The organism is Micromonospora sp. NPDC127501 (genome assembly GCF_040302185.1).
Taxonomy (GTDB): Bacteria; Actinomycetota; Actinomycetes; order Mycobacteriales; family Micromonosporaceae; genus Micromonospora.
Genome location: NZ_JBEORJ010000005.1, coordinates 210037 through 236519, shown reverse-complemented (window position 1 = coordinate 236519; position 26483 = coordinate 210037). Strand labels below are relative to the sequence as shown.

General features: G+C 71.8%; 27 protein-coding genes. 15 read left to right on the top strand and 12 right to left on the bottom strand.

Annotated elements, in window-relative coordinates; genetic code table 11:
- Positions 1-41: 41 nt before the first annotated feature.
- The 6 genes from ABTW72_RS13805 to ABTW72_RS13780 form a co-directional block, all read right to left on the bottom strand.
- Positions 42-1598: a sensor histidine kinase gene (locus tag ABTW72_RS13805; protein WP_350858361.1), complete on the bottom strand. Its 1557-nt coding sequence runs from the start codon at positions 1596-1598 to the stop codon at positions 42-44.
- Entirely contained in the window at positions 1595-2296 is a 702-nt protein-coding gene (locus ABTW72_RS13800) for a response regulator transcription factor (RefSeq protein WP_110561683.1), read from the bottom strand. The genes ABTW72_RS13805 and ABTW72_RS13800 overlap by 4 nt, the downstream gene beginning before the upstream one ends.
- Before the next feature lie 86 nt (positions 2297-2382).
- Positions 2383-2994: a PadR family transcriptional regulator gene (locus tag ABTW72_RS13795; protein ID WP_350858357.1), complete on the bottom strand. Its 612-nt coding sequence runs from the start codon at positions 2992-2994 to the stop codon at positions 2383-2385.
- Entirely contained in the window at positions 2991-3815 is an 825-nt protein-coding gene (locus tag ABTW72_RS13790) for a DUF4097 family beta strand repeat-containing protein (RefSeq protein ID WP_350858355.1), read from the bottom strand. The genes ABTW72_RS13795 and ABTW72_RS13790 overlap by 4 nt, the downstream gene beginning before the upstream one ends.
- Positions 3816-3944: 129 nt before the next feature.
- Positions 3945-4883, bottom strand: a complete 939-nt coding sequence (locus ABTW72_RS13785; RefSeq protein WP_350858352.1) for a lysophospholipid acyltransferase family protein — start codon at positions 4881-4883, stop codon at positions 3945-3947.
- On the bottom strand, positions 4880-5650 hold the full coding sequence (locus tag ABTW72_RS13780; protein ID WP_350858349.1) for a GNAT family N-acetyltransferase: 771 nt from the start codon (positions 5648-5650) through the stop codon (positions 4880-4882). Before ABTW72_RS13780 ends, ABTW72_RS13785 begins: the two co-directional genes overlap by 4 nt.
- A 149-nt stretch (positions 5651-5799) precedes the next feature.
- Here ABTW72_RS13780 and ABTW72_RS13775 point away from each other — a divergent pair, with 149 nt between their 5' ends.
- From ABTW72_RS13775 to ABTW72_RS13745, 7 genes are all read left to right on the top strand, one after another.
- A complete protein-coding gene (locus tag ABTW72_RS13775) occupies positions 5800-6447 on the top strand; it encodes a hypothetical protein (protein ID WP_350858346.1) in 648 nt (215 codons plus the stop codon).
- Positions 6448-6589: 142 nt separating this feature from the next.
- Positions 6590-7525: an ABC transporter ATP-binding protein gene (locus ABTW72_RS13770; protein WP_350858343.1), complete on the top strand. Its 936-nt coding sequence runs from the start codon at positions 6590-6592 to the stop codon at positions 7523-7525.
- A complete protein-coding gene (locus ABTW72_RS13765; protein ID WP_350858340.1) occupies positions 7522-8334 on the top strand; it encodes an ABC transporter permease in 813 nt (270 codons plus the stop codon). The genes ABTW72_RS13770 and ABTW72_RS13765 overlap by 4 nt, the downstream gene beginning before the upstream one ends.
- 287 nt (positions 8335-8621) lie before the next feature.
- On the top strand, positions 8622-12392 hold the full coding sequence (locus ABTW72_RS13760) for a multifunctional oxoglutarate decarboxylase/oxoglutarate dehydrogenase thiamine pyrophosphate-binding subunit/dihydrolipoyllysine-residue succinyltransferase subunit (protein WP_350858338.1): 3771 nt from the start codon (positions 8622-8624) through the stop codon (positions 12390-12392).
- A 121-nt stretch (positions 12393-12513) separates the two neighbouring features.
- Positions 12514-12699 (top strand): DUF6104 family protein, encoded by a 186-nt coding sequence (locus ABTW72_RS13755; RefSeq protein WP_030490374.1) that lies wholly within the window; start codon positions 12514-12516, stop codon positions 12697-12699.
- A gap of 84 nt (positions 12700-12783) precedes the next feature.
- Complete coding sequence (pta, locus tag ABTW72_RS13750; protein ID WP_350858335.1) at positions 12784-14853, top strand: phosphate acetyltransferase; 2070 nt, start codon at positions 12784-12786, stop codon at positions 14851-14853.
- Positions 14850-15965, top strand: a complete 1116-nt coding sequence (locus ABTW72_RS13745) for an acetate/propionate family kinase (RefSeq protein WP_350858332.1) — start codon at positions 14850-14852, stop codon at positions 15963-15965. Before pta ends, ABTW72_RS13745 begins: the two co-directional genes overlap by 4 nt.
- 163 nt (positions 15966-16128) lie before the next feature.
- Here ABTW72_RS13745 and ABTW72_RS13740 read toward each other — a convergent pair whose 3' ends face one another.
- The gene (locus tag ABTW72_RS13740; RefSeq protein WP_167362491.1) at positions 16129-16302 is read right to left on the bottom strand and encodes a hypothetical protein; all 174 of its coding nucleotides are present in this window, start codon (positions 16300-16302) and stop codon (positions 16129-16131) included.
- A gap of 157 nt (positions 16303-16459) precedes the next feature.
- Here ABTW72_RS13740 and ABTW72_RS13735 point away from each other — a divergent pair, with 157 nt between their 5' ends.
- Together ABTW72_RS13735 and ABTW72_RS13730 are read left to right on the top strand one after the other, a co-directional pair.
- A complete protein-coding gene (locus ABTW72_RS13735; protein WP_350858329.1) occupies positions 16460-17356 on the top strand; it encodes an alpha/beta hydrolase family protein in 897 nt (298 codons plus the stop codon).
- A gap of 27 nt (positions 17357-17383) precedes the next feature.
- Positions 17384-17929 (top strand): nucleotidyltransferase domain-containing protein, encoded by a 546-nt coding sequence (locus ABTW72_RS13730; RefSeq protein WP_350858326.1) that lies wholly within the window; start codon positions 17384-17386, stop codon positions 17927-17929.
- Here the strand turns inward: ABTW72_RS13730 and ABTW72_RS13725 are convergent.
- On the bottom strand, positions 17811-18272 hold the full coding sequence (locus ABTW72_RS13725) for a MerR family transcriptional regulator (RefSeq protein ID WP_350858325.1): 462 nt from the start codon (positions 18270-18272) through the stop codon (positions 17811-17813). The two genes, ABTW72_RS13730 and ABTW72_RS13725, sit on opposite strands and share 119 nt — an antisense overlap.
- 96 nt (positions 18273-18368) lie before the next feature.
- Here ABTW72_RS13725 and ABTW72_RS13720 point away from each other — a divergent pair, with 96 nt between their 5' ends.
- Together ABTW72_RS13720 and ABTW72_RS13715 are read left to right on the top strand one after the other, a co-directional pair.
- On the top strand, positions 18369-19418 hold the full coding sequence (locus ABTW72_RS13720) for an aldo/keto reductase (RefSeq protein WP_350858322.1): 1050 nt from the start codon (positions 18369-18371) through the stop codon (positions 19416-19418).
- A gap of 88 nt (positions 19419-19506) precedes the next feature.
- Entirely contained in the window at positions 19507-20472 is a 966-nt protein-coding gene (locus tag ABTW72_RS13715; RefSeq protein WP_350858319.1) for an alpha/beta hydrolase family protein, read from the top strand.
- 257 nt (positions 20473-20729) lie between these two features.
- Here the strand turns inward: ABTW72_RS13715 and ABTW72_RS13710 are convergent, their stop codons facing one another.
- From ABTW72_RS13710 to ABTW72_RS13700, 3 genes are all read right to left on the bottom strand, one after another.
- Complete coding sequence (locus ABTW72_RS13710; protein ID WP_350858316.1) at positions 20730-21692, bottom strand: zinc-binding dehydrogenase; 963 nt, start codon at positions 21690-21692, stop codon at positions 20730-20732.
- A 189-nt stretch (positions 21693-21881) separates the two neighbouring features.
- The gene (locus ABTW72_RS13705; RefSeq protein ID WP_350858314.1) at positions 21882-23060 is read right to left on the bottom strand and encodes an NAD(P)-dependent malic enzyme; all 1179 of its coding nucleotides are present in this window, start codon (positions 23058-23060) and stop codon (positions 21882-21884) included.
- A 145-nt stretch (positions 23061-23205) separates the two neighbouring features.
- The gene (locus ABTW72_RS13700; protein ID WP_350858312.1) at positions 23206-23556 is read right to left on the bottom strand and encodes a S24/S26 family peptidase; all 351 of its coding nucleotides are present in this window, start codon (positions 23554-23556) and stop codon (positions 23206-23208) included.
- Between the two features lie 84 nt (positions 23557-23640).
- Here ABTW72_RS13700 and sodN point away from each other — a divergent pair, with 84 nt between their 5' ends.
- From sodN to ABTW72_RS13685, 3 genes are read left to right on the top strand one after another with little or no spacing between them, the layout of a single operon-like run.
- Positions 23641-24045: a superoxide dismutase, Ni gene (gene sodN / locus ABTW72_RS13695; protein ID WP_350858309.1), complete on the top strand. Its 405-nt coding sequence runs from the start codon at positions 23641-23643 to the stop codon at positions 24043-24045.
- Positions 24042-24563: a GNAT family N-acetyltransferase gene (locus ABTW72_RS13690; protein ID WP_350858306.1), complete on the top strand. Its 522-nt coding sequence runs from the start codon at positions 24042-24044 to the stop codon at positions 24561-24563. The genes sodN and ABTW72_RS13690 overlap by 4 nt, the downstream gene beginning before the upstream one ends.
- 32 nt (positions 24564-24595) lie before the next feature.
- Entirely contained in the window at positions 24596-25003 is a 408-nt protein-coding gene (locus tag ABTW72_RS13685; protein ID WP_091406059.1) for an ATP-binding protein, read from the top strand.
- A gap of 22 nt (positions 25004-25025) precedes the next feature.
- Here ABTW72_RS13685 and ABTW72_RS13680 read toward each other — a convergent pair whose 3' ends face one another.
- On the bottom strand, positions 25026-25415 hold the full coding sequence (locus tag ABTW72_RS13680; RefSeq protein ID WP_238659528.1) for a hypothetical protein: 390 nt from the start codon (positions 25413-25415) through the stop codon (positions 25026-25028).
- Positions 25416-25458: 43 nt separating this feature from the next.
- On the opposite strand from ABTW72_RS13680, the gene ABTW72_RS13675 reads away from it, so the two are divergent.
- Entirely contained in the window at positions 25459-26409 is a 951-nt protein-coding gene (locus ABTW72_RS13675) for a diacylglycerol/lipid kinase family protein (RefSeq protein ID WP_350858302.1), read from the top strand.
- The last annotated feature ends 74 nt before the right edge of the window (positions 26410-26483 follow it).

The following is a 26483-nucleotide window of genomic DNA, read 5'->3' as shown; positions in this document are numbered from 1 at the left end:
ACTGCAATCAACCTGGAACCGTCCTGGAAGTTGGCTGAAAGTCACTCGCCCGCTCCGTCGACCTGCGGCAGCAGCGGCAGTTGAACCCGGAAGGTGGCCCCGCCGCCGGGCGTCTCGGCCACCTCGACCGAGCCGTGGTGGGCGGCGACCAGCGCCGCCACGATGGCCAGGCCGAGGCCGGTGCCGGTGTTGCCGTCGGCCCGCCGGGTACGGGCGGCGTCGGCCCGGTAGAACCGCTCGAAGACACGTTCCGCCTGCTCGGCCGAGAGACCGGGGCCGGTGTCGGCCACCTCCACGACGGCGAAGCCACCCGGTTCGGCACGCAGCCGTACCCGGATCTCGGCCTCCGGCGGGGTGTGGGTGAGCGCGTTGGTGACCAGGTTGCCGATCACCTGCCGTAGCCGCGCGTCGTCGGCGGAGACGACGAGTGGGCCCGATTCGGGCGCGATCTCCAGCTCGATTTGCCGGTCCGGTGCCATCGCCCGGGCGGCCTGCACCGCGTCGGAGGCGAGCACCGGCAGCTCCACCGGGGTGAGCGATAGCGGCCGTTCCATGTCCAAGCGGGCGAGCAGAAGCAGGTCCTCCACCAGCAGCCCCATCCGGGCCGCCTCGTCCTCGATCCGGCGCAGCAGACCGGCGGTCTGCTCCGGCGCGCGGGCGGCACCCTGCCGGTACAACTCGGCGAAGCCACGAATGGTGGTGAGCGGAGTCCGCAGCTCGTGGGAGGCGTCGGCGACGAACTGCCGCATCCGCTCCTCGGAGCGGATGGCCCGCGCCTCGGACGCCTGAGCGGCGGCGGCGGCATCCCGGGCGGCGCTCTCCGCCCACCGGGCCGAGGTCTCCGACGCGGCTCGGGCGGTGAACGCCGCCTCGATCTGGGTGAGCATCGCGTTCAGCGCGCGGGAGAGCCGGCCCAGCTCCGAGGTCGGCTCGGCCTGGCCCTCCTCCGGGTCGGGCACCCGGCGGGTCAGGTCACCGCCGGCGATCGCGGCGGCGGTCTGCTCGATCTCGACGAGGGGCTTGAGGCTGGTCCGGACGATCGCCGCGCCGACCGAGGCCAGCATGATCAGCACTGCGCCACCGACCAGGAGGTCTATCCAGACGAGCTGCTTCACCGCCCGGTCCACGTCGGTCAGCGGCTGACCCACGGCCAGCACGGAGCCGTCCGGCTGGGGGGCGTAGTACACCCGCCAGCGGGTGTAGCCGTTGTGGGACAGGACGGTCTGCGGCTCGCCCTCCTCCGCCTCGAAACCCGCGCGGCTGGTGGGGAACGCGGGCAGTTGGTCGAGGTCGTAGCTGAGGTCGTCGTATTTGGGCGGGTACACCTGCTGCTCGTCGGCCACGATGACGACGTAGTCGCTGGGCAGCATCGCGCCGACCTCACCGCTGCGCAGCTTCGGAAGCAACTGACCGAGGCCCTGGGCGGTCGACCGGACCTGCCCGTCGACCTGGCCCTCCAGGTAGTTGCGGAGGAAGTACGCGGTCAGCGAGCTGATCACCAGAAGCGCGACGGCGACCAGCGCGAGCACCGAGGTGACCAGCTTCACCCGCAGCGGAACGCTGCGGACCCGCCCTTTCGCCTGCTGGACCGCGTTCACGCCGCCGGCTTGCGCAGCACGTAGCCGACGCCGCGCAGGGTGTGGATCAGCCGGGGTTGGGTGGTGTCGACCTTGCGCCGCAGGTACGAGATGTAGGACTCGACGATGTTGTCGTCGCCCCGGAAGTCGTAGTTCCAGACATGGTCGAGGATCTGCGCCTTGGAGAGCACCCGGTTGGCGTTGAGCATCAGGTACCGCAGCAGCTTGAACTCGGTCGGCGAGAGCTGCACCCGCTGGCCGGCACGGTGCACCTCGTGGGTCTCCTCGTCCAACTCCAGGTCGGCGAAGGTGAGCCGGGACGGGGCCTGCTCGCCGGTCGTGGTGCGGCGCAGCACGGCGCGGATCCGGGCGGTCAGCTCCTCCAGGCTGAACGGCTTCGTGACGTAGTCGTCGCCGCCCAGGGTCAGCCCACGGATCTTGTCGTCGGTGGCGTCCCGGGCGGTCAGGAACACCACCGGGGTACGCGTGCCGCCCTCGCGGAGCATCCGGATGACCTCGAAGCCGTCCAGGTCGGGGAGCATCACGTCGAGCACCACCAGGTCGGGCCGGTGGTCCTTGGCGGCGTGGAGCGCGGCGCTTCCACTTGTCGCGGTCGCCACGTCGAAGCCCGCGAACCGCAGGCTCGCGGAGAGCAGTTCGAGGATGTTGGGGTCGTCCTCGACGACGAGCAGTCGCGCCTCGGTCTGGGTAGCGGGCATGCGCCCATCATCGGTGACGTCACTGCGCCAGCGCTGGACGCTTCCTGCAAAAAGGCTGTGAGTCGCCGGCCGTCCGGCGAGGCTGGTCAGCGCAGCAGGCGACGCAGCCCGTCGAGGGCGCCGTCGAGCAGCCGGATCGCGGTGCGCAGCTGGGTGTCGCTGAACTGTCGGGCGCGCGTCAGCCGGCCCACCTCGGCGGTGAACGCGGCCAGCCGCTGGTCCAACTCGTCGAGCAGCTCGGCCTGCGGCCCTCCGGCCGACGCCGGCCGGGGCGGCGGTGCGGGCGCCTCCCACCGGGCCCGCCGGGTCTGCCGGGTGGCCTCGCTCAGCTCCCGCTTGAGGTCGCGTGCCGATCCGCGTACCTCGCTGCGGATCTCGCCGGCCAGGCTGGAGAGGTCCGCCACGGAGGCCGCGATGTCCGTTTCCAGCGCGGTCAACTCGCCGGCCCGCTGGCGCAGCTCCGCCCGGCCGGCATCGGTGATGTCGTACGTCTTGCGGCCGCCGGCCGCGGTGTGGCTGACCAGACCCTCGACCTCCAGCCGTTGCAGGCGGGGGTAGATGGTGCCGGCGCTGGGCGCGTACAGCCCGAGGAAGCGGTCCTCCAGCAGGCGGATCAGCTCGTAGCCGTGCTTCGGGCCGTCGTCGAGGAGCTTGAGCAGGTAGAGCCGGAGCCGCCCGTGGCTGAACACGGCGGTCACGGCAGCTCCTCTGCGTCGTCGTCGACGGCTCGGGCGAGCAGGGCGATGCTCCCCGAGGTCGCGGAAGCCCAGAGCTTACCGTCGCCGGCGCCGAGCACTCCCTCGCTGCTGGGCAGTGGGAACGTCGAGGTGCGCAGCTGCGGAAAGCCGCTGGTGATCCGGCCGGAGGCGGTGTTCAGCTGGACGGCGAGGTCGCTGTCCGCGCGGACCCGGACGGTGATGCTGCCCGAGATGGTGGTCAACCGGATCTCGCTGCGCCGGGGGTTGTCCAGATCACAGGTGATCTGACCTGAGACGGTCTGCGCCCGGACCCGGTCGGCGGCGCTGTCGGCGAGGATCACCTCCCCGGAGACCGTCTCCACCGTGAGGTCGCCGCGGACGCCGAGCGCCTCCACCGGCCCCGAGGTGAGCTTCGCGGAGGTGCTGCCGCGCAGCCCCATCAGCGTGATCTGGCCGGCGACGACGTTGGCGGTGGTCTGCCGGCGCAGGCCGGAGGCGACCAGGGAGCCCGCGACCAGGCCCAGATCGGCGAGGACGTCGGCGGGCACGGCGATGGAGACGTCCACCCGGGGATAGCGGTGGATCATCCGGAACCAGCGCAGGACGTCCGACCAGCCCCGACCGCGCTCCTGGCGGATGCTGAGCCGACCGTCGGTGTGGTCGATCAGAACCGGCCGACGGCCGACCTGGGTCACGTCGATCCGGGTCGGCCCGTCGGTGGCGACCACGTTGAGCCGCCCACTGATCAGTCGAACGTCCAGCCGCACGACCGGAGCGTCCACCGTGAGTCGTTGCGGGCTCTCGACCGTCCATCCGGCCATGGCGTCCCCCTCTCGACGACGCGCGGGAGGCACGCCGAACAGGAGGAGAATGTAACGCGATACATCGCGACACCACAAGACAGGTCGCGAGTTGGTGGCCGGCCGGGCCCGGCCTTCGGCGTGCTTCCCTCAGGCCGCCAGGTCCAGCTTCCGATCAGAAGGCGGAGCCGCCACGGAAACGGCCGGGGGCACCGTCGGCACCGGCCGCAGCCGGGCCCGCGCCACGGCCCCCGCCGTCGGCACCAGGTGTACGGCCGACTCGGCGGCCCGGGCCAGCAACCGCCGGTCGGCGTCACGGGCCGGGTGCAGCGCGGCGGCGATCGTCACCGAGACCACCAGCTCCCGCGCCGCGACCACCCGTGCCACCGAGCGCAGCAGGGTGTCCGCACCGAGGAAGGCGGCCGCCGTGGTGGTCGACCCGGTGGCCGCACAGCGATAGGTGAGCCGCAGCGGAACGACCGGGCTGCCCGTGTCGATGGCCGCCTGGAACGTCGCGGGCCGGAACCCACCGCCGGGGCGGCAGTCGGTGGCACCGTTCCCGGCACACCACGTCGTACCCTCCGGAAAGACCGCCACCGACCGCCCGGCGCGCAGCGCGTCGGCGACCCGGGCGACAGTCCTCGGCAGCGCCCGGGGCCGGGCGCGGTCCACGAAGACAGTGCCCGCCGCCGCGGCCAGCAGACCGACCACCGGCCAGGAGCGGACCTCCCGTTTCGCCACCATCCGGGTGGGCGCGACCGCCAGCACCGCGAGGATGTCCAGCCAGGAGACATGGTTGGCGACCAGCAGCGCGCGCCGCCGGGGCAACCGACCCCGGACCACGAGGCGGACGCCGAAGGCGCGCGCGGTGGCCCGCGCCCAGCCACTGACCAGCGCCTGCCGTTCCCGAGTGGGAAGCACGGGCAGCAGCACCACCACCGGGATCCCGGCCAGCAGCATGCCGAGCGCGGCGACCAGCCGGAGCACCCGGCGGGCCACCGGCACCGTGGGCACCTCACCGGCCGCCGGCAGACAGTCGTCGTCGCAACCCGAGGCGGGGCGCCACAGGTCGCGCGCCACGGCGGTCACCGCTGCTCCCCGCCGAGGAAGTGCCGCAGGTAGCGCGGGTTCATCCGGTCCAGGGAGAAGAGGACGTAGAAGTCCGCGCACCCGAAGTCCCTGTCGTACGACGGCTCGCCGCAGATCCACGCGCCGAGCCGGAGGTAGCCACGCAGCAGCGGCGGAACCGCCACCCGCCCGGCCGGGGCGGCGGCGACCGGGCCGGCGGCAGCCGCCTCGGTGAACCAGGGCCGCAACGGGCGGACCCGCAGCGGCGGCGGTGACAGGTGCCGGGCCAGGGCCTGGGTCCACACCTCGGCCACCGTCCGCCCGCCGTCGGCCACCGGCACCGACGCGCAGCCGCCGAGCCAGCGGGAGCCGCGCAGGTGCAGGTACCGGATGATGCCGGCCCACATCAGGTTGATCACCGCGCCGGAGCGGTGGTCCGGGTGCACGCAGGAGCGACCCGCCTCGACCAGGTCGTCGCGGAGCGGGTCGAGCTGGCTCAGGTCGAACTCGTCCTCGGCGTAGCGCCGGGTGGTGCGCCCGGGCGGCAGCAGCCGGTACGTGCCGACCACCTCGCCGGTGCTGTCCTCGCGGACGATCAGGTGGTCGCAGTACGCGTCGAAGGGGTCGACGTCCAACCCGGCCTCGCCGGGGAGGGTGGCGCCGAGCTCGGTGGCGAACACCTCGTGGCGCAGGCGTTGCGCGGCCGCGACCTGGGTGGGGTCGTCGGCGATCAGCAGGGTGTATCCGCTGGTCTTCAGGGGTGCGCCAGCGGCATGCAGAACGGCCATGGGATCTGTGTAAGGGCCCGGGTTGCCATTCACGGGGACCACTGGTGTCGGCAGGATGAACGCCGGCCGGCAGATGGCTCCCACCTCGGGCGTGCGAGGCTGCGGAACGGACCGGCGACGACGCCGGCACGCCCCACCGGAGGTCCACGATGCGCATCGAAACCCGCTACAACGGGCCCGCGGGTTCCGGCAACGGCGGCTGGAGCGCGGGGATCTTCGCCGCCGAGGCGGGCGGCAGCGGGCCGGTCGAGGTGACGCTGCGCCGGCCGCCACCGTTGGAGACCGAGCTGACACTGGTCGACGGCGAGGTCCGGGACCCGGCCGGCGAACTGGTGGCCGAGGTGCGACCGGCCGGGGTGATCGATGCCGTCGTACCCCCGGTCGACCTGGAGACGGCGGTGGCCGCCGCGGCCCGCTACCCCGGCCTGGTCGAGCATCCGTTCCCCAGCTGTTACGTCTGCGGGCCGCAGCGGGCCGACGGGCTGCGGATCTTCCCCGGCCGGCTGCCCGATGGCCGGACCGCCGCGCCCTTCCGCGGGCCCGCGGAGGTCAGTGCGGCCACGGTCTGGGCTGCGCTGGACTGCCCCGGTGGCTGGGCGGTGCTCGCGCCGGGCCGCCCGTACCTGCTGGGCCGGATCGCCGCCGTGGTCGCGGCGCTGCCCGAGCCGGGCGACGAGTGCGTGGTGACCGGGGCGTTGCTGCGCGTCGATGGGCGCAAGGCGCTCGTGCACACCAGCCTGTACGGCCCGGACGGGTCGTTGCTCGGCTCGGCGCGGGCAACCTGGATCGCCCGCTGAACCCGGTCCGTAGTCCGCAGGGATGAGTCGCGTCCACCCCGCGACGGAGGCAAACGTACTGACCGCGCCTGATTGACCTTGTTGCCACGGGCCGTCACGCTGTGCCACGGCGTACCTCGACGCCACACACGGGAGGAGAACGATGACTGACGGGCAGCGAAGCCCCACCAGCGACGGTCAGATCGTGGTGTCCGGTCTGACGAAGCAGTACAAGAACGTCCGGGCGGTGAACAACCTGTCCTTCACCGTGGCGCCGGGACGGGTGACCGGCTTCCTCGGCCCGAACGGCGCAGGCAAGACCACCACGCTGCGCATGCTGCTGAATCTGGTCACGCCGACCGCCGGCACGGCCACCATCAGCGGCCAGCGGTACGCCGACCTCCCCAACCCGCTGCGGCAGGTCGGCGCGGTGCTGGAGGCGTCCAGCGCGCACAAGGGCCGCACCGGCATCAACCACCTCCGGGTCATCTGCGCGGCGGCCGGGCTGCCCAAGCAGCGGGCCGACGAGGCGTTGGCCCTGGTCGGGCTGACCCCGGCGGCGAAGCGCAAGTTCAAGGGTTACTCGCTGGGCATGAAGCAGCGGCTCGGCATCGCCGCCGCGATGCTCGGTGACCCCCGCGTGCTGATCCTCGACGAGCCGGCCAACGGGCTGGACCCGGAGGGCATCCGGTGGATGCGTGGGTTCCTCAAGAACCTCGCCCACGAGGGCCGCACGGTGCTGGTCTCCAGCCACCTGCTGTCGGAGATGCAGCTCCTCGCCGACGACGTGGTGATCATCGCGGCCGGCCAGTTGGTCCGGCAGGGTCCGGTCGACCAGGTGCTCGGGTCGATGGCCCAGGGCGCCCGGGTCCGGGTCCGCACCCCGCAGGCCGAGGCGTTGACCGCCGCCCTCAAGGCGCAGTCGGCGACCATCGAGACCGACGAGCAGGGTGTGCTGCTGGTCGGCGGGGTGGACGCCCCGACGATCGGCCGGTCCGCCCTCGCGGCCGGCGTCGAGCTGCACGAACTGACCACCGAACGGCCCGATCTGGAACGGGTCTTCCTGGAGCTGACGGCCGGAAAGGCGGGCATCCGATGAACCTGGTCCGATCCGAGCTACTCAAGATCCGTACCACCAGCACCTGGTGGTGGCTGGCCCTCGGCGCGTTCCTCTCGATCGCCCTGGCGTTCGCGGTCAACGCGTGGTTGGCCGTCACGACGCTCGGCGGCGACGCCGAGGAGATCGGCGTCAGCGCCGAGCAGGCGACCGCGCCGGCGCAGGCGGCGAACCTCTACACCTCGGGGCAGTACCTCGGGCTGATGTTCGTGATGCTCATCGGCATCCTGATGGTCACCAACGAGTTCTTCCACCAGACCGCGACCACGACCTTCCTGACGACCCCCCGGCGGACGTCGGTCATCGTCAGCAAGCTCGTCGCCGCCAGCCTGCTCGGCTTCATGTTCTGGCTGGCGACCACGCTCATCGACCTGGCCGCCGGCGCGATCTTCCTGTCCGTGAACGACTACGGAACTCAGCTCGGTGAGTGGCCGGTGCAGCGGGCGCTGCTGTTCAACCTGCTGGCCTACGCCATCTGGACGATCCTCGGGGTGGGCATCGGCACGCTGATCACCAACCAGCTCGGTGCGGTGATCACGGCGGCGGTGCTCTATCTGATCGGCACCCAGGTGGTGGGGCTGCTCTTCCTGCTCCTGTCGAACCTCCTCGACAGCCAGGCGGTGCTCAAGTGGCAGGTGATCTGGCCCGCTGTGGCATCCCAGGTCATGATCACGGAAGGCACCTCGGAGTTCACACCGTCCTGGTGGGTCGGTGCCCTGGTGCTGATCGGCTACGCGCTGGTCAGCGGAATTGCCGGAGTTCTGCTCACCCGGCGGCGCGACATCGCCTGATGGCGTCTGCGACCCCGGGGCGGCGACGACAGGCTGGCCGCCCCGGGGTCGGGCGTCACCCTCGGCGACCGGCCGCGCGAGGGCCGGGTGTTACCAGTTCGACACGGCGCGCGCAGGCGTTGCTGAACTTCTGGCATCTTCTGTGAAACCGGCCACGGGACCGAGGCGGAAATGCCCGCGGGATCGGTACGGCGTAGCCTGGGAGCTGTCCAGTCCGTGCTCCTCATCGGGCGCGACGGACCCACCGCGTGCCACACAAACCCGCGTGAAAGAGGCGATTACCGGCCGTGTCGACCCAGCAGACTTCGCAGGAGAACCCACTGGCGGGTTTCGGCCCGAATGAGTGGATCGTCGAGGAGATGTACCAGCGTTACCTCGCCGACCCATCGAGCGTCGATTCGGCCTGGCACGACTTCTTCGCCGACTACCGACCGGCACCGGGAGCGGGCACCCCGCGCGGCGCCGAGTCGTCGGACAAGCCGGCCGCCGCCCCGGAGCCGGACGGTCAGCCGGAGGCAGCCGCCACGGTCGCCCAGCCGAGCGCCCCGGCCAAGCCGGCGACCGCGAGCAAGCCGGCCGCGGCCCAGCCGGCACCGACCAAGCCCGCCGCTCCGGCCACACCGAAGGCCGCTCCGGAGAAGACCGCTCCGGAGAAGGCCGCCCCGGCCAAGCCGGCCGCCAAGGCCGCCGCGCCGAGTGCCGACGGCCCGCAGACCACGCCGCTGCGGGGCGTCGCGGCGAAGATCGTCCAGAACATGGACGCCTCGCTGAGCGTGCCCACCGCGACCAGCGTGCGCGCGGTCCCGGCCAAGCTGCTGGTGGACAACCGCATCGTGATCAACAACCACCTCGCCCGTGGGCGGGGCGGCAAGGTCAGCTTCACCCACCTGGTCGGCTACGCGATGGTGCGCGCGCTGGTCCAGCACCCCGAGATGAACAACTCCTTCACCGAGGCCAACGGCAAGCCGGCGGTGCTCCGCCCGGCACACGTCAACCTCGGCATCGCGATCGACCTCGCCAAGCCGGACGGCAGCCGCAACCTGGTGGTCCCCTCCATCAAGGGCTGCGAGCAGATGGACTTCCGGCAGTTCTGGCAGGCGTACGAGGACGTGGTCCGACGGGCGCGGCGCAACGAGCTGACCATGGAGGACTACTCCGGCACCACGATCTCGCTGACCAACCCGGGCGGCATCGGCACCGTGCACTCGATGCCGCGGCTCATGCAGGGGCAGAGCGCGATCATCGGCGTCGGCGCGATGGAGTACCCGGCCCCCTACCAGGGGATGTCCGAGGCCACCCTGGCCGAGCTGGCGGTCAGCAAGATCATCACGCTGACCAGCACGTACGACCACCGGATCATCCAGGGCGCGCAGTCCGGCGAGTTCCTCAAGGTGATGCACGAGCTGATCCTGGGCGAGCACGGCTTCTACGACCAGATCTTCACCGCGCTGCGCATCCCGTACGAGCCGGTGCGCTGGATGCGCGACGTCGCGGTCAACTCCGAGGGTCAGATCAACAAGACCGCCCGGGTGCACGAGTTGATCCACGCGTACCGGGTGCGCGGTCACCTGATGGCTGACACCGACCCGCTGGAATTCAAGATCCGCAAGCACCCCGACCTGGACGTCCTCCAGCACGGGCTCACCCTGTGGGACCTGGACCGCGAGTTCCCGGTCAACGGCTTCGCCGGCCGGCAGCGGATGAAGCTGCGCGAGATCCTCGGTGTGCTGCGCGACTCGTACTGCCGCCGGGTCGGCATCGAGTACATGCACATCCAGGACCCGGAGGAGCGGCGCTGGGTCCAGGAACGGATCGAGCGCAAGTACGAGAAGCCTTCCGCCGACGAGCAGAAGCACGTGCTCAACCGGCTCAACGCCGCCGAGGCGTTCGAGACCTTCCTGCAGACGAAGTACGTCGGCCAGAAGCGCTTCTCGCTGGAGGGCGGCGAGTCGCTGATCCCGCTGCTCGGCGAGGTGCTGGAGTCCTCCGCCGAGAACGGGCTGGACGAGGTCGTCATCGGCATGGCCCACCGGGGTCGGCTCAACGTGCTGGCCAACATCGTCGGCAAGCCGTACGAGAAGATCTTCTCGGAGTTCGAGGGTCACCTGGACCCGCGCTCGACGCAGGGCTCCGGCGACGTGAAGTACCACCTGGGTCAGAACGGCAAGTTCACCACCCCCGACGGCGAGCACGCGGTCAAGGTGTCGGTGGTGGCCAACCCGTCGCACCTGGAGGCCGTCGACCCGGTGCTGGAGGGCATCGTCCGGGCCAAGCAGGACCGGATCGACCTCAAGCTGGAGGGCTACACCGTGCTGCCGCTGGCGGTGCACGGTGACGCCGCCTTCGCCGGGCAGGGCGTGGTCGCCGAGACGCTCAACCTGTCGCAGCTGCGCGGCTACCGCACCGGCGGCACCGTGCACGTGGTGGTGAACAACCAGGTCGGCTTCACCACCGCCCCGGAGTACAGCCGGTCCAGCCTCTACAGCACCGACGTGGCCCGGATGATCCAGGCGCCGATCTTCCACGTCAACGGCGACGACCCGGAGGCCGTGGTCCGGGTGGCCCGGCTGGCGTTCGAATACCGGCAGACGTTCAACAAGGACGTCGTGATCGACATGGTCTGCTACCGCCGGCGCGGGCACAACGAGGGCGACGACCCGTCGATGTCCAACCCCCAGATGTACAAGATCATCGACTCGAAGCGCTCGGTCCGCAAGCTCTACACCGAGGAGCTGATCGGTCGCGGTGACATCACCGTGGAGGACGCGGAGGAGCTGCTGCGCGACTACCAGGCGCAGCTGGAGAAGGTCTTCAAGGCCACCCGGGACGCCGCCTCGGCACCGCGCCAGCTCAACCGGCCGCGCCGCGAGGAGGAGCCGGAGCCGCAGGTCGAGACCGCCACCGACGCGTCAGTGGTCAAGGCCATCGGCGAGGCGCACATCAACCTGCCGGAGGGCTTCACCCCGCACAAGCGGATCCAGCAGCTGCTCGACCGGCGGGCAAAGATGTCCGTCGAGGGCAACATCGACTGGGGCTTCGGCGAGATCATCGCGCTCGGGGCGCTGCTGCACGACGGGGTCACCGTCCGGCTCGCCGGGCAGGACTCTCGTCGCGGCACGTTCGTCCAGCGGCACGCCTCGGTGGTCGACTCCCGCACCGGCGACGACTACCTGCCGCTGAAGTCGCTCACCGGCGACGGCGACCGCTCCCGGTTCTTCGTGCACGACTCGCTGCTCAGCGAGTACGCGGCGATGGGCTTCGAGTACGGCTACTCGGTGGAGAACATCAACGCCCTCGTCGCCTGGGAGGCCCAGTTCGGCGACTTCGTCAACGGCGCCCAGTCCGTGATCGACGAGTTCATCTCGTCCGGTGAGGTGAAGTGGGGCCAGCGCTCCGCCATCACCCTGCTGCTGCCGCACGGCCACGAGGGTCAGGGCCCGGACCACACCTCCGGCCGGCCGGAGCGGTTCCTGCAGATGTGCGCCGAGGACAACATGCGGGTGTCCATCCCGACGACCCCGGCGAACTACTTCCACCTGCTGCGCCGCCAGGCCCTGTCGCCCAAGCGCAAGCCGCTGGTGGTGTTCACGCCGAAGTCGCTGCTGCGGCACAAGCTCTGCGTCTCGTCGGTGGAGGACTTCACCACCGGCACCTTCCAGCCGGTGCTGCGCGACACGGCCGCCCCGGCACCGGAGGCGGTGAAGCGGGTGCTGCTCTGCTCCGGCAAGGTCTACTACGACCTGTTCCACGCCCGGCAGGAGCGCGGCGTCACCGACACCGCAATCCTCCGGCTGGAGCAGTTGTACCCGCTGCCGGTGGAGGAGATCCGGGCCGCCCTCGCGCAGTTCCCGAACGCCGAGGACTTCGCCTGGGTGCAGGAGGAGCCGGCCAACCAGGGTGGCTGGTCGTTCGTCGCGCTCAACCTGCTGGAGCACCTCACGGACGTTCGGCTGCGGCGGATCTCCCGCCCGGCCGCGGCCGCCCCGGCGGTCGGCTCGGCCAAGACCCACGAGGTCGAGCAGAACGCGCTGATCGAGGCGGCTCTGCCCCGCCCGTGACCTGACCTGAGTACGGAAGCCGGGGCAGGGCCGTTCACCACGGTCCTGCCCCGGCTCCGTCGGTCCCCCTCACCCACCCGACCGCCCGGCCCGTGCCGGGCCGAGCACGAGGACGTACGCGATGTACTTCACCGACCGTGGCATCGAGGAGCTGGTCGAACGCCGGGGCGAAGAGCAGGTGACCCTGGAGTGGCTCGGCGAGCGCCTGCGCGACTTCGTCGACCTCAACCCCGACTTCGAAACCCCCATCGAGCGCCTGGCCACCTACCTGGCCCGCCTGGACGACCCGGACGACGAAGACGCCTAACCCCGTTCCGCACCAAGAAGTTTCGGTCACGATGGGGGCCGGAGCTGACGCAAACTTCTTGATCAACGGGCAGGGGGTGGGAACGTGGCTCGGAGTGTTTACCTCACCAGCGTGGGGTCCGGCGGGGGCAAGTCGACGATCGCCCTCGGGTTGGCGGAGTTGCTGTCCCGCCAGGTCGGGCGGATCGGCGTGTTCCGGCCGTTGGTGGCCGACACCGGCCAGGACCCGATCCTCGCCCTGCTGAGCGAGCGCTACCGGGTCGAGGTGCCGCTGTCCGAGCTGGCCGGGGCGAGCTACGCCGAGGCTTCGGCGCTGGTCGCCGACGGCCGACGGGAGCAGCTCATCTCCGCCGTCGTCGAGCGCTACCGGGCGGTGGAGCGGCAGTGCCCGGCGGTGGTCGTGGTGGGCAGTGACTTCGACGAGCCGGGCGACCCGGCCCACCCTCGGGAACTGGCCTTCAACGCCCGGCTGGCCACCGAGTTCGGCAGCGTGGTGGTGCCGGTGGTGGACGGCTTCGGGCAGGAGCCGGCGGCGGTCGCGTCGGCGATGCGGGGGGCGTACCACGATCTGGCCGACCTCGGCGCGACGGTGCTCGCGGTGATCGCCAACCGGGTGACCGAGCCGATGACGCTGCCCGACCTGCCGGTCCCCGCGTACGCCATTCCGGAGGTGCCGAGCGTGTCCGCGCCGACGGTGGCCGAGGTGGCGGCGGCGCTCGGGGCCACCCTGCTGGCCGGGGACGACGCCGCGCTCGGTCGCGACGTGCTGGACTTCGTGGTCGGCGCGGCACACGTGCCGACCCTGCTGGGCCACCTCACCGAGGGCGCCCTGGTGATCACCCCTGGGGACCGGGCCGACCTGCTCGTCGCCGCGAGCGCCGCGCACGTGGCCGGGCAGGTGTCGGTGGCCGGGCTGGTGCTGACCCTCGGCGAGCAGCCCGACCCCAGGGTGATGCGGCTGGTGGAGGGCCTCAACACCGGGTTGGCGGTGCTCTCCGTGCGCAGCGACAGCTACGACACGGTGGCCGCGTCCAGTCGCATCGAGGGCCGGCCCAGCGCGTCCAATCCCCGCAAGGTGGAGGCCGCGCTCGGCGCGTTCGAGCGCTGTGTGGACACCGACGACCTGGCCCGTCGACTGCGGGTCAGCCGGTCCGCGCGGGTCACCCCACTGATGTTCGAGAACGAGCTGATCGACCGTGCCCGCTCGAAGCCCCGGCACCTGGTGTTGCCGGAGGGCACCGACGAGCGGATCCTGCGCGCGGCGGAGATCCTGCTACGGCGTGGGGTGGCCGAGCTGACGGTGCTCGGCCGGCCGGACGACATCGCCCGTCGCACCCGGGAGCTGGGCATCGACCTCGGCGACGTGCAGGTGGTCGACCCGGGCACCAGCGAGTGGCGCGACGACTTCGCCGCCGAGTACGCCCGGCTGCGCGCCCACCGGGGCGTCACCGCCGAGTTGGCGCACGACATCGTGGCGCAACCCAACTACTTCGGCACGCTGATGGTGGCCACCGGCCGAGCCGACGGCATGGTCTCCGGCGCCACGCACACCACCGCCGCGACCATCCGGCCGGCGTTCGAGATCATTCGTACGCTGCCGGACGTCTCGGTGGCCTCCAGCGTCTTCTTCATGCTGCTCGCCGACCGGGTGCTGGTCTACGGCGACTGCGCGGTCAACCGCGACCCGGACGCGGCCCAGCTCGCCGACATCGCGATCTCGTCGGCCGACACCGCCGCCCGGTTCGGTATCGAACCCCGGGTGGCCATGCTGTCGTACTCGACCGGCAGCTCCGGCGCGGGCGCCGACGTGGAGAAGGTCGCCGCGGCCACCGCGCTGGTCCGGGAGCGCCGACCCGACCTGCTGGTCGAGGGGCCCATCCAGTACGACGCGGCGATCGACCCGGCGGTGGCGGCCACGAAACTGCCCGACAGCCCCGTCGCCGGGCACGCCACGGTCTTCATCTTCCCGGACCTGAACACCGGCAACAACACGTACAAGGCGGTGCAGCGCTCCGCCGGGGCGGTCGCCGTCGGCCCGGTCATGCAGGGCCTGCGGCGGCCGGTGAACGACCTGTCGCGTGGCGCCACGGTGCCGGACATCGTCAACACGGTGGCGATCACCGCCATCCAGGCGGCCACCGAGGAGGCGTCGTGAGTCAGGTGCTGGTGCTCAACTGCGGGTCGTCGTCGGTGAAGTGGCGCCGCTACGACGATGACCGGGCACTCGACCACGGCACCGTCGAGCGGATCGGTGAACCCGGTGGCGGCCCGGCGGACCACACCGAGGCGGTGCGGCAGATCCTGGACGGGCTGGACCCGACCGGGCTGGCGGCGGTCGGACACCGGGTGGTGCACGGTGGCCGGACCTTCAGCGCACCGGTACTCGTCGACGACGCGGTGCTGGCCGCGATCAAGGATCTGGTGCCGCTCGCCCCACTGCACAACCCGGCCAACCTGGCCGGCATCCAGGTGGCCCGCGCGGCGCTGCCGGACGTCCCGCAGGTCGCCGTCTTCGACACCGCGTTCCACCACACCCTGCCGGAGGCCGCCTCGACGTACGCGATCGACCGGGAGACCGCCGAGCGGTACGACATCCGCCGGTACGGCTTTCACGGCACCTCGCACGCGTACGTGTCCCGGCGCACCGCTGAGCTGCTGGGCCGCCCGTACGACGAGGTCAACACGATCACCCTGCACCTGGGCAACGGGGCCAGCGCCTGCGCGGTGGCGAACGGTCGCAGCGTCGCCACCTCGATGGGCATGTCCCCGTTGCAGGGGCTGGTGATGGGGACCCGCAGCGGCGACGTGGACCCGACCGTGATCTTCCACCTGCGCCGCGAGGGCGGGCTGTCGGTGGACGACATCGACGACCTGCTCAACCACCGCAGCGGCCTGCTCGGGCTGACCGGGGTCAACGACATGCGCGAGGTGCTTGAACGCCGGGCGGCCGGTGATCGAGCGGCGTCGCTGGCCTTCGACGTGTACTGCCGGCGCATCACCGGCTACGTAGGGGCGTACTACGCGCTGCTCGGACGGGTCGACGCGATCACCTTCACCGCCGGGGTCGGCGAGCACGCCGGGCCGGTGCGGGCCGCCGCGCTGGCCGGCCTGGACCGGCTCGGCATCACCGTGGACGACGCGCGCAACGACGGCGAAGGCGACCGGTTGATCTCGCCGGACGGCGCCGAGGTGAGCGTCTGCGTCATCCGCACCGACGAGGAGCGGGAAATCGCCCGGCAGACCCGGGACGTCGTCGGGGCGGCCTGACGCCGTTCGAGGCGCGCACCCCCGGGACGTGGTCGGGGCGGCCTGACGCCGTTCGAGGCGCGCACCCCCGGGAGGCCCGAGGGTGCGCGCGAGTCGGTAGAGCCCGTTCAGTGCGGCCGCAGCCAGGCGACCTGATCAGTGCGGCGCCAGCCTGGCGACTCGGTCAGCCGGTCGCCAGCCAGGCGACGAGTGCCACCAGCACCACGACGACCACTGCCGCACCGATGATGAGCGGCAGGCGGGACGGGGCCTCCGTCGGCGCCGCAGTCTCCGGCGTCTGGTTGAAGGCGCGGAACGCCTCGGTGTTGCCGCTGGGGTCCGTGTAGTTCTCAGGCATGCCGGTGACCCTAGCGAAGCTGGTCACGCCGCACCGTCCCCGGCCGGCGGCGTCCCACGGGTGGACCCGGCCGGCGGAGGTCACCCGACCAGGTGGCGGGTGCACCCGAGCCGGACGGCGGGACCGCTACGCCCGCCCGGCCACCTACCGTGGAACGATGGGGGCGGGCCGGCTGATGGCCGTACTGGTGACAGCGCTGCTGGCCGGTTGTGCGCCGGCCACGGCCGTGGCCGGCGGGGCCACCGGGCCGGTGTCGGCGCGTCGGGCGCCCGAGGGGTCGTACGCCGTCGGCGTGCGTACGCTCACCCTCGATCCGCGCTCGGCGCGCCCCCTGCCGGTGACGATCTGGTACCCGGCGTCGACCGATCAGGTGGCGGCCGGACGGTTCCCGGTGGTGATCTACAGCCACGGGCTGGGCAGCCTCCCCGAACTGCACGCCGGCCTGACCACCCGCTGGGCGGCGGCCGGTTTCGTGGTGGCCGCACCCGCGTACCCGCACACCCGACAGGGTGCCGCGACCTTCACCCGCGCCGACGTACGCCACCAGCCGGCCGACGCCTGGCGACTGATCCGGTATCTCGGCGACCTCGACCGGAGCCGGGTCGATCCCCTCGCCGGACACCTCGACCTGACCTCGGTCGCCGCCGCCGGGCACTCCGCGGGCGGTTTCACCACCTCCGGCATGTTCAGCGAGGGGCACCCGGCCCGGCTACGCGCCGGGATCGTGATCGCCGGCGGCGGGCTGCCGGGCAGCTTCGCCGGGCCGGCCGCGCCGGTGCTCTTCGTGCACGGCACTGCCGACCCGGTGGTGCCGGTGACGGTCGGCCGGGCCGCGTACGCGCGCACCCCCGGGCCGGCTGCGTTCCTCAGCCTGCTGGGCCAGGACCACGGCGCGTACCTCACGCCGGGCCACCCGGGCTTCGCCCCGGTCCTCGCCACCACCACCGACTTCCTGCGCTGGACCCTCTACGGCGACCGGGCAGCCGGTACCCGCCTCCCCGCCGACGCCCACTCCCCCACCCTGACCCGTTACGAGTCCCGCCCGGCCCACTGACCCGGCCGACACCGGTACGGTCTCCCGGTGGACGAGCTTGCGCGCCGGCAGTTGGCGAGCATCGCCGAGGTCGTCGCGGTGACCGGGGCGGACGGCATTCCGGTGTGGCTGCGCGGCGGCTGGGCGATGGACTTCCAGCTCGGCGCGGTGACCCGCCCGCACCTCGACGTGGACTGGTACTGCTGGCGCGACGACGCCGACCGGCTGGCCGACCTGCTGCTGGCCCGGGGCTGGCTTCCCGACCCGCGGATGCCGGTGGAGTCGCTGCTCGACCTGTTCGCCGCCGACGTGGAGGTCAGCTTCGCGTACCTGGGTCGCGATGCCGCCGGCCGACCGACGGTCGGTGCCGGATCCTGGGCCGGCACTCCGCTGCCGGCCGGGATGCTGGCCGCCCCACCCGGCCGGATCGGCCCGCTCACCGCGCCGACCATCTCGGTCGCGGCCCAGATCGAGTTCAAGCAGATGTACCCGGTCTGGATGCCGGAACGTCCCCGCCGCCCGAAGGACGCCGACGACCTGGCCCGGCTGCGCGCCGGTCCTGCTCAAGCAGATCCTCGTAGACCCCGACCTTGAAGGTGATCAGGTCCAGGCTCTGGGTGAGCCTGTCGATCTGAGAGGTGACGCGACCGTGGTGCTCGCGCAGGAGCGCGAGCCGTTCCTCCTCGTTGCCAGCGCCTTCCCGGACCAGGTCGGTGTACCGGCGGAGCGCGGGCAGGGGCATGCCGGAGGTGCGGAGGATGATGCAGACGGTCAGCCAGTCCACGTCGTCCTGGGTGTAGCTGCGACGCCCGCCCGGCCCCCGGCGTACGGGACTGACGAAGAGGCCCTCCTGCTCGTAGAAGCGGAGGGTGTGCACGCTCAAGCCGGTGCGTTCGGCGATCTGCCCGATGCTCAGACTCGCGGTGACCTCAGCCATGCCGAGCAGGGTAACGAGGGGTTGACCTAGAGCCGACTCAAGCTCCTAGGGTGCGTGCCAGTTGATCATTACTGAATCACCCAAGGGAGCATCGGCATGCGCTATCGCACGCTCGGCGGCACCGGCATCGAGGTCAGCACCCACTGCCTCGGGACCATGATGTTCGGTGCCGTCGGCAACCCCGACCACGACGATTGTGTCCGCATCATCCACACTGCCCTCGACCAGGGCATCAACGTCGTCGACACCGCCGACATGTACGGCCGGGGTGAGTCCGAGGAGATCGTGGGCAAGGCGCTGCGGGGGCGCCGGGACGACGTCGTGCTGGCCACCAAGGTGCACTTTCCGATGGGCGAGGGGCCCAACCAGGGCGGCAACTCGCGGCGGTGGATCCTCAAGGCCGTCGAGGGCAGCCTGCGGCGGTTGAACACCGACTGGATCGACCTCTACCAGATCCACCGTCCCGACCCCTCGACCGACATCGAGGAGACCCTCTCGGTGCTCACCGACCTCGTCCGCGACGGAAAGATCCGCGCCTTCGGCTGCTCGACCTTCCCGGCCGAGGAGATCGTCGAGGCGCACCAGGTGTCCGAGCGTCGTGGCCTCGGACGCCTGCGCACCGAGCAGCCGCCGTACTCGATCCTGGCCCGCGGCGTCGAGGCATCGACCCTCCCAGTCTGCCAGCGCTATGGCATGGGGGTGCTGGTCTGGAGCCCGCTCGCCTTCGGGTTCCTCAGCGGCAGGTACCGCAGGGACCAGCCCATCGACCTGTCGACCGGGCGGGCCGTGCTCCGGCCGGCGCAGTTCGACCCCACGATCGCCGAGAACGCCGCCAAGCTCGACATCGTGGAACAGCTCGTCGACCTCGCGGCGAGCATCGGCTGCACGCTCCCGCAGCTCGCCATCGCCTTCACCGTGGCCCATCCGGCCGTCAGCTCGGCGATCATCGGACCGCGAACCATGCCGCAACTGGAGGACCTGCTCAAGGGCGCCACGCTCACCCTGGACGACGCGACCCTCGACCGGATCGACGAGATCGTTCCGCCCGGAACGAACCGGTACAACCCCAACGCCGCCTTCCCTCCGCGCGCACTGACCGACACCGCACGACGGCGACGCCCGCTCGCCGAACGTGCTGCGGCCTGATACCGGCCGCGCAGCGCTAGGTGAGTCGACGGGCACACCGCGTCGAAGTCCACCGGGCACGTCAGCGGGGCAAGGCACAATCGGATTCATGCCACGTCGCGTCACCCCCGCCCTGCTGGCCAGCGCCGTGCTCATGGCCGGTCTGGTCGGCTGCTCCTCGGACGCCAGGAAGACCGAGGGCCAGCAGGCGCCCGTCGAACCACCGCCCGCCGCCACGCCGACACCGCAGGTCCCCGCCGGCAAGGCTCCGCAGCGCGCCTTCGCGGTCGGCGTACGCCAGCTCAAGCTGAACCGGGACGGCCGCGCGCTGCCGACGACGCTCTGGTACCCGGCGGCCGGGCAGTCCGGCGGCGCGGCCAAGCGGTCGGCGACGGCGGCGGAGGGCCGGTTCCCGGTGGTGATGTTCAGTCACGGCCTGGGTGGGCGACCGGACGACTACGCCACGCTGCTGACCCGCTGGGCCGCGGCGGGTTTCGTGGTGGCCGCGCCGACGTTCCCGCACACCTCGCGGGGCGCTGACAACAACGTCCTCGACGTGCTCAACCAGCCCGCCGACGTGTCGTACGCGTTGGACCAGGTGCTGGCGCTGGACGGCAGGGCCGGCGACGCGTTGCGCGGCCGGTTGGACGGCGAGCGGGTCGCCGCGGCCGGGCACTCGGCGGGCGGGGTGACCACCATCGGGCTGTTCACCGCGAGCCGGGACGAGCGGCTGGACGCGGGTGTGGTGTTCGCGGGCACGGCGCTCGGCGTGGGCACCGCGTTCGCCGGTGCGGCCGCACCGCAACTGTTCGTGCACGGCGAGTTGGACGAGGTGGTGGAGTACGCGGCGGGCAGGGCGGCGTACGACAAGGTGCCCTGGCCGAAGGCGATGCTGAGCCTGCCCAAGGGCGACCACGGGCGGGCGCTGCTCAGCGACGGCGCGACGCTGCGGGTCGTCTCGGACACGTCTGTCGAGTTCCTGCGCTGGTCGCTCTACGGCGACGCCGCCGCCAAGAAGCGCATCCCCACCGACGCGACGCGCGGCGACATCGCCACCTTCGACGACCGCCTCTGACCTCCGACCGCTCCGGCCGCTCCGGCCCAAGATCGTGCAGTAACCAGGAAATAGTGGCCTCCCACGACGCGGAGGCCACTATTTCCATGATGTTGCGCGATCTTGCGGCGGAGCCAGGCCGGGCCGGGCGGCGCGGCGCGGCGCGACAGCGCGCGGCGCGGCGCGACAGCGCGCGGCGCGGCGCGACAGCGCGCGGCGCGGCGCGACAGCGCGCGGCGCGGCGCGACAGCGCGCGGCGCGGCGGTGCGCGGTGCGCGTCAGGCGGTGTGGTCGATGACGACCTTGCCGAAGGCGTCGCCGGAGTGCAGTCGGGCGAAGGCGTCCTCGATCCGGCTGAACGGGATGACGCTGTCCACCACCGGGCGCACCTCGTTGTCGGAGCAGAACGCCAGCAGCTCGTACAGCTCGCCGGGCGTGCCCATCGAGGTGCCGAGGATCTCCAGCTGCATGGCGAAGACCCGGCGCAGGTTGACCGACGGCTCGTGCCCGGCGGTCGCGCCGGAGACCACGATCCGGGCCATCGGCGCGGCCGACTTCAGCGAGTGGTCGAAGGTGGCCGCGCCGACCGTCTCGATCACCACGTCCACCCGCTCGGGCAGCCGGGCACCGGGCTCCACGGCGATGGCGCCGAGGGCCGAGATCCGGTCCCGCTTGACGGCGTCGCGGCTGGTCGCGTACACCCGCTTGCCCATCGCAACGGCGAGCGCGACGGCCGCGGTGGCCACGCCACCGCCCGCACCCTGGACCAGCACGCTGTCGGCGTCCGCGACGCGGCCCTTGGTGGTCAACATCCGCCACGCGGTCAGCCAGGCCGTGGGCAGGCATGCCGCGTCGGTCGCCGCCATGCCGTCCGGCAGCGGGATCAGATTCGATCGGGGTACGGCCACCCGCTCGGCGAGCGTCCCGGCAAAGTGCTCGGAGAGGATGGAAACCCCGCGCGGGTCACCCGGCGTGACGACCACCGGGTACACGACCACCGGGCGCCCCTCCGGGTCCAGCCCGACCGCGTCGCAGCCGAGGATCATCGGCAGCTGGGCCTCGGTGAGACCCACCCCGCGCAGCGACCAGAGGTCGTGGTGGTTGAGCGAGGTGGCCCGCAACTGCACGGTCACCCAGTCGTCGGCCGGAGGGGTCGGCTCGGGCCGCTCGCCGACGGTGAGCGCGGCGAGCGGATCGGCGTCGTCGAAACGGGAGGCAAAGGCAGCACGCATGATCGGCACGGTAACAAGCTGAGCGCTCGTTAAGAAGCCATGCGCGCAGGCCGGCGGCGCATGCCGCGTCGCAGCGCCCCCGACCCACGCGTGCGCACACACCCGCGGCGCATGCCGCGTCGCAGCGCCCCCGACCCACTCGTGCGCACACACCCGCGGCGCATGCCGCGTCGCAGCGCCCCAGGCCGACGCGTGCGCCTACCGGCGGGCGACGCCGTCGCGGCGGGCGGCTTCGGCGACCGCCTCGGCCACGGCCGGCGCGACGCGCGGGTCGAGCGGGGACGGAACGATCGCGTCGGCGGTCAGGGAATCGGCCACCACACCGGCGATGGCGTCCGCGGCGGCGACCTTCATCGCCTCGGTGATCCGGGTGGCACCCGCATCCAGCGCACCGCGGAACACCCCGGGGAAGGCCAGCACGTTGTTGATCTGGTTGGGGTAGTCACTGCGCCCGGTGGCGACCACCGCGACGTGCCGGGCGGCCATCTCGGGGTGCACCTCGGGGGTCGGGTTCGCCAGCGCGAACACGATCCCGCCGGGCGCCATCCCGGCCACCGCGGCCTCGGGGATCTGCCCGCCGGAGACCCCGACCAGCACGTCCGCGCCGCGCAACGCCTCGGTGATGTCGCCTCGGCGGCCGTCGGCGTTGGTGCTCGCCGCCAGCTCGGCCTTGGTGCCGGTCAGCTCGGTGCGGTGCCGGCCGATGATCCCCTTGGAGTCGCAGACCACCACCTGGTCGGGGTTGACGCCCCCGGCGATCAGCATCTTCGTCACGGCCACGCCGGCCGCGCCCGCGCCACTCACCGCGACCCGCAGGTCACCGAGTTTGCGGTCGAGCAAGGTCGCGGCGTTGCGCAGCGCGGCGAGCACCACGATGGCGGTGCCGTGCTGGTCGTCGTGGAAGACCGGGATGTCCAGCGCCTCGTCGAGCCGACGCTCGATCTCGAAGCATCGCGGCGCGCTGATGTCCTCCAGGTTGATTCCACCGAAGGAGGGCGCCAGCGCCCGCACCACCGCGACGATCTCGTCCACGTCCTGGGTGTCCAGGCACACCGGCACCGCGTCCACCCCGGCGAACTGCTTGAACAGCACCGCCTTGCCCTCCATCACCGGCAGCGCGGCCCGGGGCCCGATGTTGCCCAGCCCGAGCACCGCCGAGCCGTCGGTGACCACCGCGACCGTGTGCGACACCCAGGTGTACTCGTCCACCAAGGCGGGGTCGGCGGCGATCGCCTCGCACACCCGGGCCACCCCCGGGGTGTACGCCAGGGAGAGGTCCTCCCGGCTGGTGAGCGGCACGGTCGAGGTGACGGCCATCTTGCCGCCCCGGTGCAGCGCGAAGACGGGATCAGCGGGGTCCACGGTGGACGAAGACATGGTGGTGACTCCAGGATCTGTCGAGCAGATGTGAGGCGGCCGGCCCCGCCGCGAGGTGGGCGGCGAGCGGTGGCACGCGGTGCGGGGGGTCACCCGGGCACTTTCCGAGCATAGTGTCGACACCACCCCCCGGATGTGAGCAGGGTCATAACTGACGACGAGGTATCCGTCCGGGGCGCGGCCAGTAGCGGGCCACCACGCGTCCACGTACGTCGGCCACCCCGTACGCCCGGGAGTCATCGGTGATCAGGTCGTTGTCGCCACGCAGCCACCAGCCGCCGTCCTGCGGCCGGACCGCACGCTTCACCACCAGCAGATCGGGCCGGGTCCGGAAGACCGCGACCACCACGTCGCCGGCTCGGATCGGGCGGCCACCGGGACGCACCAGCACCGCGTCACCGTGCCGCAGGGTCGGGACCATGGACGGGCCGGTCACCAGAACGGCGGCCAGCGGCCTCCGCAACCGGGGCACCTCAGCCGGGTGATCGGCGGCCACTGGTTTCACCTCCACCCGGTTCGGGGAGCATCCCCAGGAGTAATGTCGCCTTTGATCATCGCAAACTTCCCATGGAGGATCCCGATGCGACTTCCGCGCATCCTTGCGCCCCGCGTCACCGCGAGCGCTCACTGCGACCTGCCGTGCGGTGTCTACGACCCGGCTCAGGCCCGGATCGAGGCCGAATCGGTCAAAATGATCTGCGAGAAGTACCAGGCGAACACCGACCCGGAGTTCCGCACCCGCGCCATCATCATCAAGGAGCAGCGCGCCGAGCTGGTCAAGCACCACCTCTGGGTGCTCTGGACCGACTACTTCAAGGCCACGCACTTCGAGAAGTACCCGCGGCTGCACCAGCTGTTCAACGAGGCCACCAAGCTCGCCGGCGCCGGTGGCGTCAAGGGCAGCCTCGACCCGGCCACCGCCGACAAGCTGCTCGCGAAGATCGACGAGATCTCGAAGATCTTCTGGGAGACCAAGAAGGCGTGACCTCCCCGGTCATCCCGACGATCCGGCCGGCACGTCCCGAGGACGTGCCGGCCGTCGTCGCCATGGTGCACGAGCTGGCCGAGTACGAGCGTGCCCCGGAGCAGTGCCACCTCACCACCGAACAGCTGACCTCGGCGCTGTTCACGACTGCTCCGGCCCTCTTCGGTCACGTCGCGGTGGACGAGCACGACGAGCCGGTCGGCTTCGCGCTGTGGTTCCTCAACTTCTCCACCTGGGCCGGCGTGCACGGCATCCACCTGGAGGACCTCTACGTCCGGCCGGCCGCCCGGGGCACCGGAGCAGGCCGACTGCTGCTCGCCGCGCTGGCCGACATCTGCGTCCGACGCGGCTACCAGCGGCTGGAGTGGTGGATGATCGACTGGAATCCCGCCGCCGGCTTCTACGCCTCGATCGGCGCCGAGCAGATGAACGAGTGGCTTCCCTACCGACTCAGCGGCACCGCGCTCCGCGAGCTGGCCGAGCACGCCACCACCGCCGGCACGCGTATGGGCGACTGACCGGGTAGAGTCCCCGACCGGGGGGATGAGGCGTGACTCAACTGACTGGCCAGCCAGCGATCGACGACGACGTGGTGCACCTCACGGTGCCTGCCGACGGCGGTTACCTCGGCGTGCTGCGCACCGCCACCGCCGGTCTCGCGGCCCGGTTGCAGTTCGCGCTCGACGAGATCGAGGATCTGCGGATCGCGGTCGACGAGGCGTGCGCCATGCTGCTCGCCATCGCCACCCGCGACGCCGAGTTGGAGTGCCGCTTCGCGGTCACCGAGGACGCGCTGACCGTCGAGGTGACCGTGCCGACGGTGCGCGGTGCCACCCTGCCCGCCGAGTCGTCCTTCGCCTGGAAGGTGCTCACCGCGCTGACCACCTCGGCGTCCGCCACCTCCGCCGACGATCGGGCCACGATCGCGCTGCTCACCCGCCGCTCCGGCGGCTACTGACCGGCCCGACGCACCGGCGCGGTCACTCGAAGCCGAGGGCGCGGGTCGTCGGAGGGCAGATCAGCAGCCAGGCCACGCCCAGGCCGAGCGCCATCAGCGGCACGCCCAGCCAGCCCAGGCCGGCCTGGATCATGAACCACCCGATCGGCAGCAGCATCAGCTGAAGCACGATCGCGGGGGCTCGTGCGCCCGCCTGACGGCGAAGCAGCGCTCGCCCCAGGGCCCAGAGCACCACGGCCGCCCCGATGGCGAACACGGTCACCAGCAACGCCGCCAGCAGGTCGGTGCGGGTGGCCGTGAGGTCGGCCCAGACCAACCAGACGGCGATCAGCCCGACGACGGCCGCCTCCGCCCACAGCAGCCGGACCGCCCAGCGGAGCGTGACGGGGATCGGGTCCGAGTCGATGGTCACGCGCGCCACGATACCCGGGCTGCCGGAAGGTACAGTGCCGCCCATGCGGGCCGTCCTGGTGGTCAATCCGAAGGCCACCACCACCAGCGAACGCAGCCGGGACGTGCTCGTCCGGGCGCTGCGCAGCGAAGTCGATCTCAGCGTGCGCTACACCCGTCGGCGTGGACACGCCGTGGCGCTGGCCCGGGAGGCAGCCGTTGAGGGCGTCGACCTGGTCGTCACCCTCGGTGGCGATGGCACGGTGAACGAGGTGGTGAACGGCCTGATGACGGCCGAACCGCCGACGCGCGCCGGCGACGCGCCGATGGCCGAGCGACTGCCCGCGCTGGCGACCGTCCCCGGTGGCTCGACCAACGTGTTCGCCCGCGCGGTGGGTCTGCCCCGGGAGTGGCCGGAGGCGACCAGCATGATCCTGGAAGGACTGCGGCTGGGCCGGAGCCGGACGGTGGGGCTCGGCCTCGCCGACGACCGCTACTTCACCTTCTGCGCCGGCTTCGGCCTGGACGCCGCGGTGATCCACCGGGTGGAGCAGGCCCGGCGGAAGGGGCGGGTCTCCACACCGTCGCTCTACCTGCGTTCGATCATGAATCAGTACTTCTTCGCCTCGGACCGGCGGCACCCGGCGATCGTGCTGGAGCGTCCGGGAGAGCCGGCGGAGGCCGAGCTGGCCACCGTCATCATCCAGAACACGGCACCGTGGACGTACCTGGGCGACCGGGAGGTCAACCCGAACCCGGCGGCGTCGTTCGATCTCGGGCTGGATGTGCTGGCGTTGCGTCAGCTCCGGGTGGCTAGCACAACACGGACAGTGACGCAGTTCCTGTCCCGGCAACCGGATCCGCGCGGCCGGCAGGTGTTACGACTCCATGACACGGCGGAGTTCACGCTGGTCTCCAGCCGTCCGCAGGCGTTCCAACTGGACGGGGACTATCTCGGCGAGCGGGAGAAAGTCAGATTCACCTCCGTTCCGGCCGCACTGAGAGTAATCTGCTAGGTCTCGGGTACTGCCCTTGGTCGAGACGGTGGCCACAACCGATCGACGCGGTCGCCGCCACACCGAGGGGCAGG

Excerpts from the sequence above, each read along its gene's own strand:
- ABTW72_RS13800 (WP_110561683.1), bottom strand. The coding sequence starts at position 2,296 with ATGCCCGCTACCCAGACCGAGGCGCGACTGCTCGTCGTCGAGGACGAC.
- ABTW72_RS13790 (WP_350858355.1), bottom strand. The coding sequence starts at position 3,815 with ATGGCCGGATGGACGGTCGAGAGCCCGCAACGACTCACGGTGGACGCT.
- ABTW72_RS13780 (WP_350858349.1), bottom strand. The coding sequence starts at position 5,650 with ATGGCCGTTCTGCATGCCGCTGGCGCACCCCTGAAGACCAGCGGATAC.
- ABTW72_RS13775 (WP_350858346.1), top strand. The coding sequence starts at position 5,800 with ATGCGCATCGAAACCCGCTACAACGGGCCCGCGGGTTCCGGCAACGGC.
- ABTW72_RS13770 (WP_350858343.1), top strand. The coding sequence starts at position 6,590 with ATGACTGACGGGCAGCGAAGCCCCACCAGCGACGGTCAGATCGTGGTG.
- ABTW72_RS13765 (WP_350858340.1), top strand. The coding sequence starts at position 7,522 with ATGAACCTGGTCCGATCCGAGCTACTCAAGATCCGTACCACCAGCACC.
- ABTW72_RS13755 (WP_030490374.1), top strand. The coding sequence starts at position 12,514 with ATGTACTTCACCGACCGTGGCATCGAGGAGCTGGTCGAACGCCGGGGC.
- ABTW72_RS13740 (WP_167362491.1), bottom strand. The coding sequence starts at position 16,302 with ATGCCTGAGAACTACACGGACCCCAGCGGCAACACCGAGGCGTTCCGC.
- ABTW72_RS13735 (WP_350858329.1), top strand. The coding sequence starts at position 16,460 with ATGGGGGCGGGCCGGCTGATGGCCGTACTGGTGACAGCGCTGCTGGCC.
- ABTW72_RS13725 (WP_350858325.1), bottom strand. The coding sequence starts at position 18,272 with ATGGCTGAGGTCACCGCGAGTCTGAGCATCGGGCAGATCGCCGAACGC.
- ABTW72_RS13720 (WP_350858322.1), top strand. The coding sequence starts at position 18,369 with ATGCGCTATCGCACGCTCGGCGGCACCGGCATCGAGGTCAGCACCCAC.
- ABTW72_RS13715 (WP_350858319.1), top strand. The coding sequence starts at position 19,507 with ATGCCACGTCGCGTCACCCCCGCCCTGCTGGCCAGCGCCGTGCTCATG.
- ABTW72_RS13705 (WP_350858314.1), bottom strand. The coding sequence starts at position 23,060 with ATGTCTTCGTCCACCGTGGACCCCGCTGATCCCGTCTTCGCGCTGCAC.
- sodN (WP_350858309.1), top strand. The coding sequence starts at position 23,641 with ATGCGACTTCCGCGCATCCTTGCGCCCCGCGTCACCGCGAGCGCTCAC.
- ABTW72_RS13675 (WP_350858302.1), top strand. The coding sequence starts at position 25,459 with ATGCGGGCCGTCCTGGTGGTCAATCCGAAGGCCACCACCACCAGCGAA.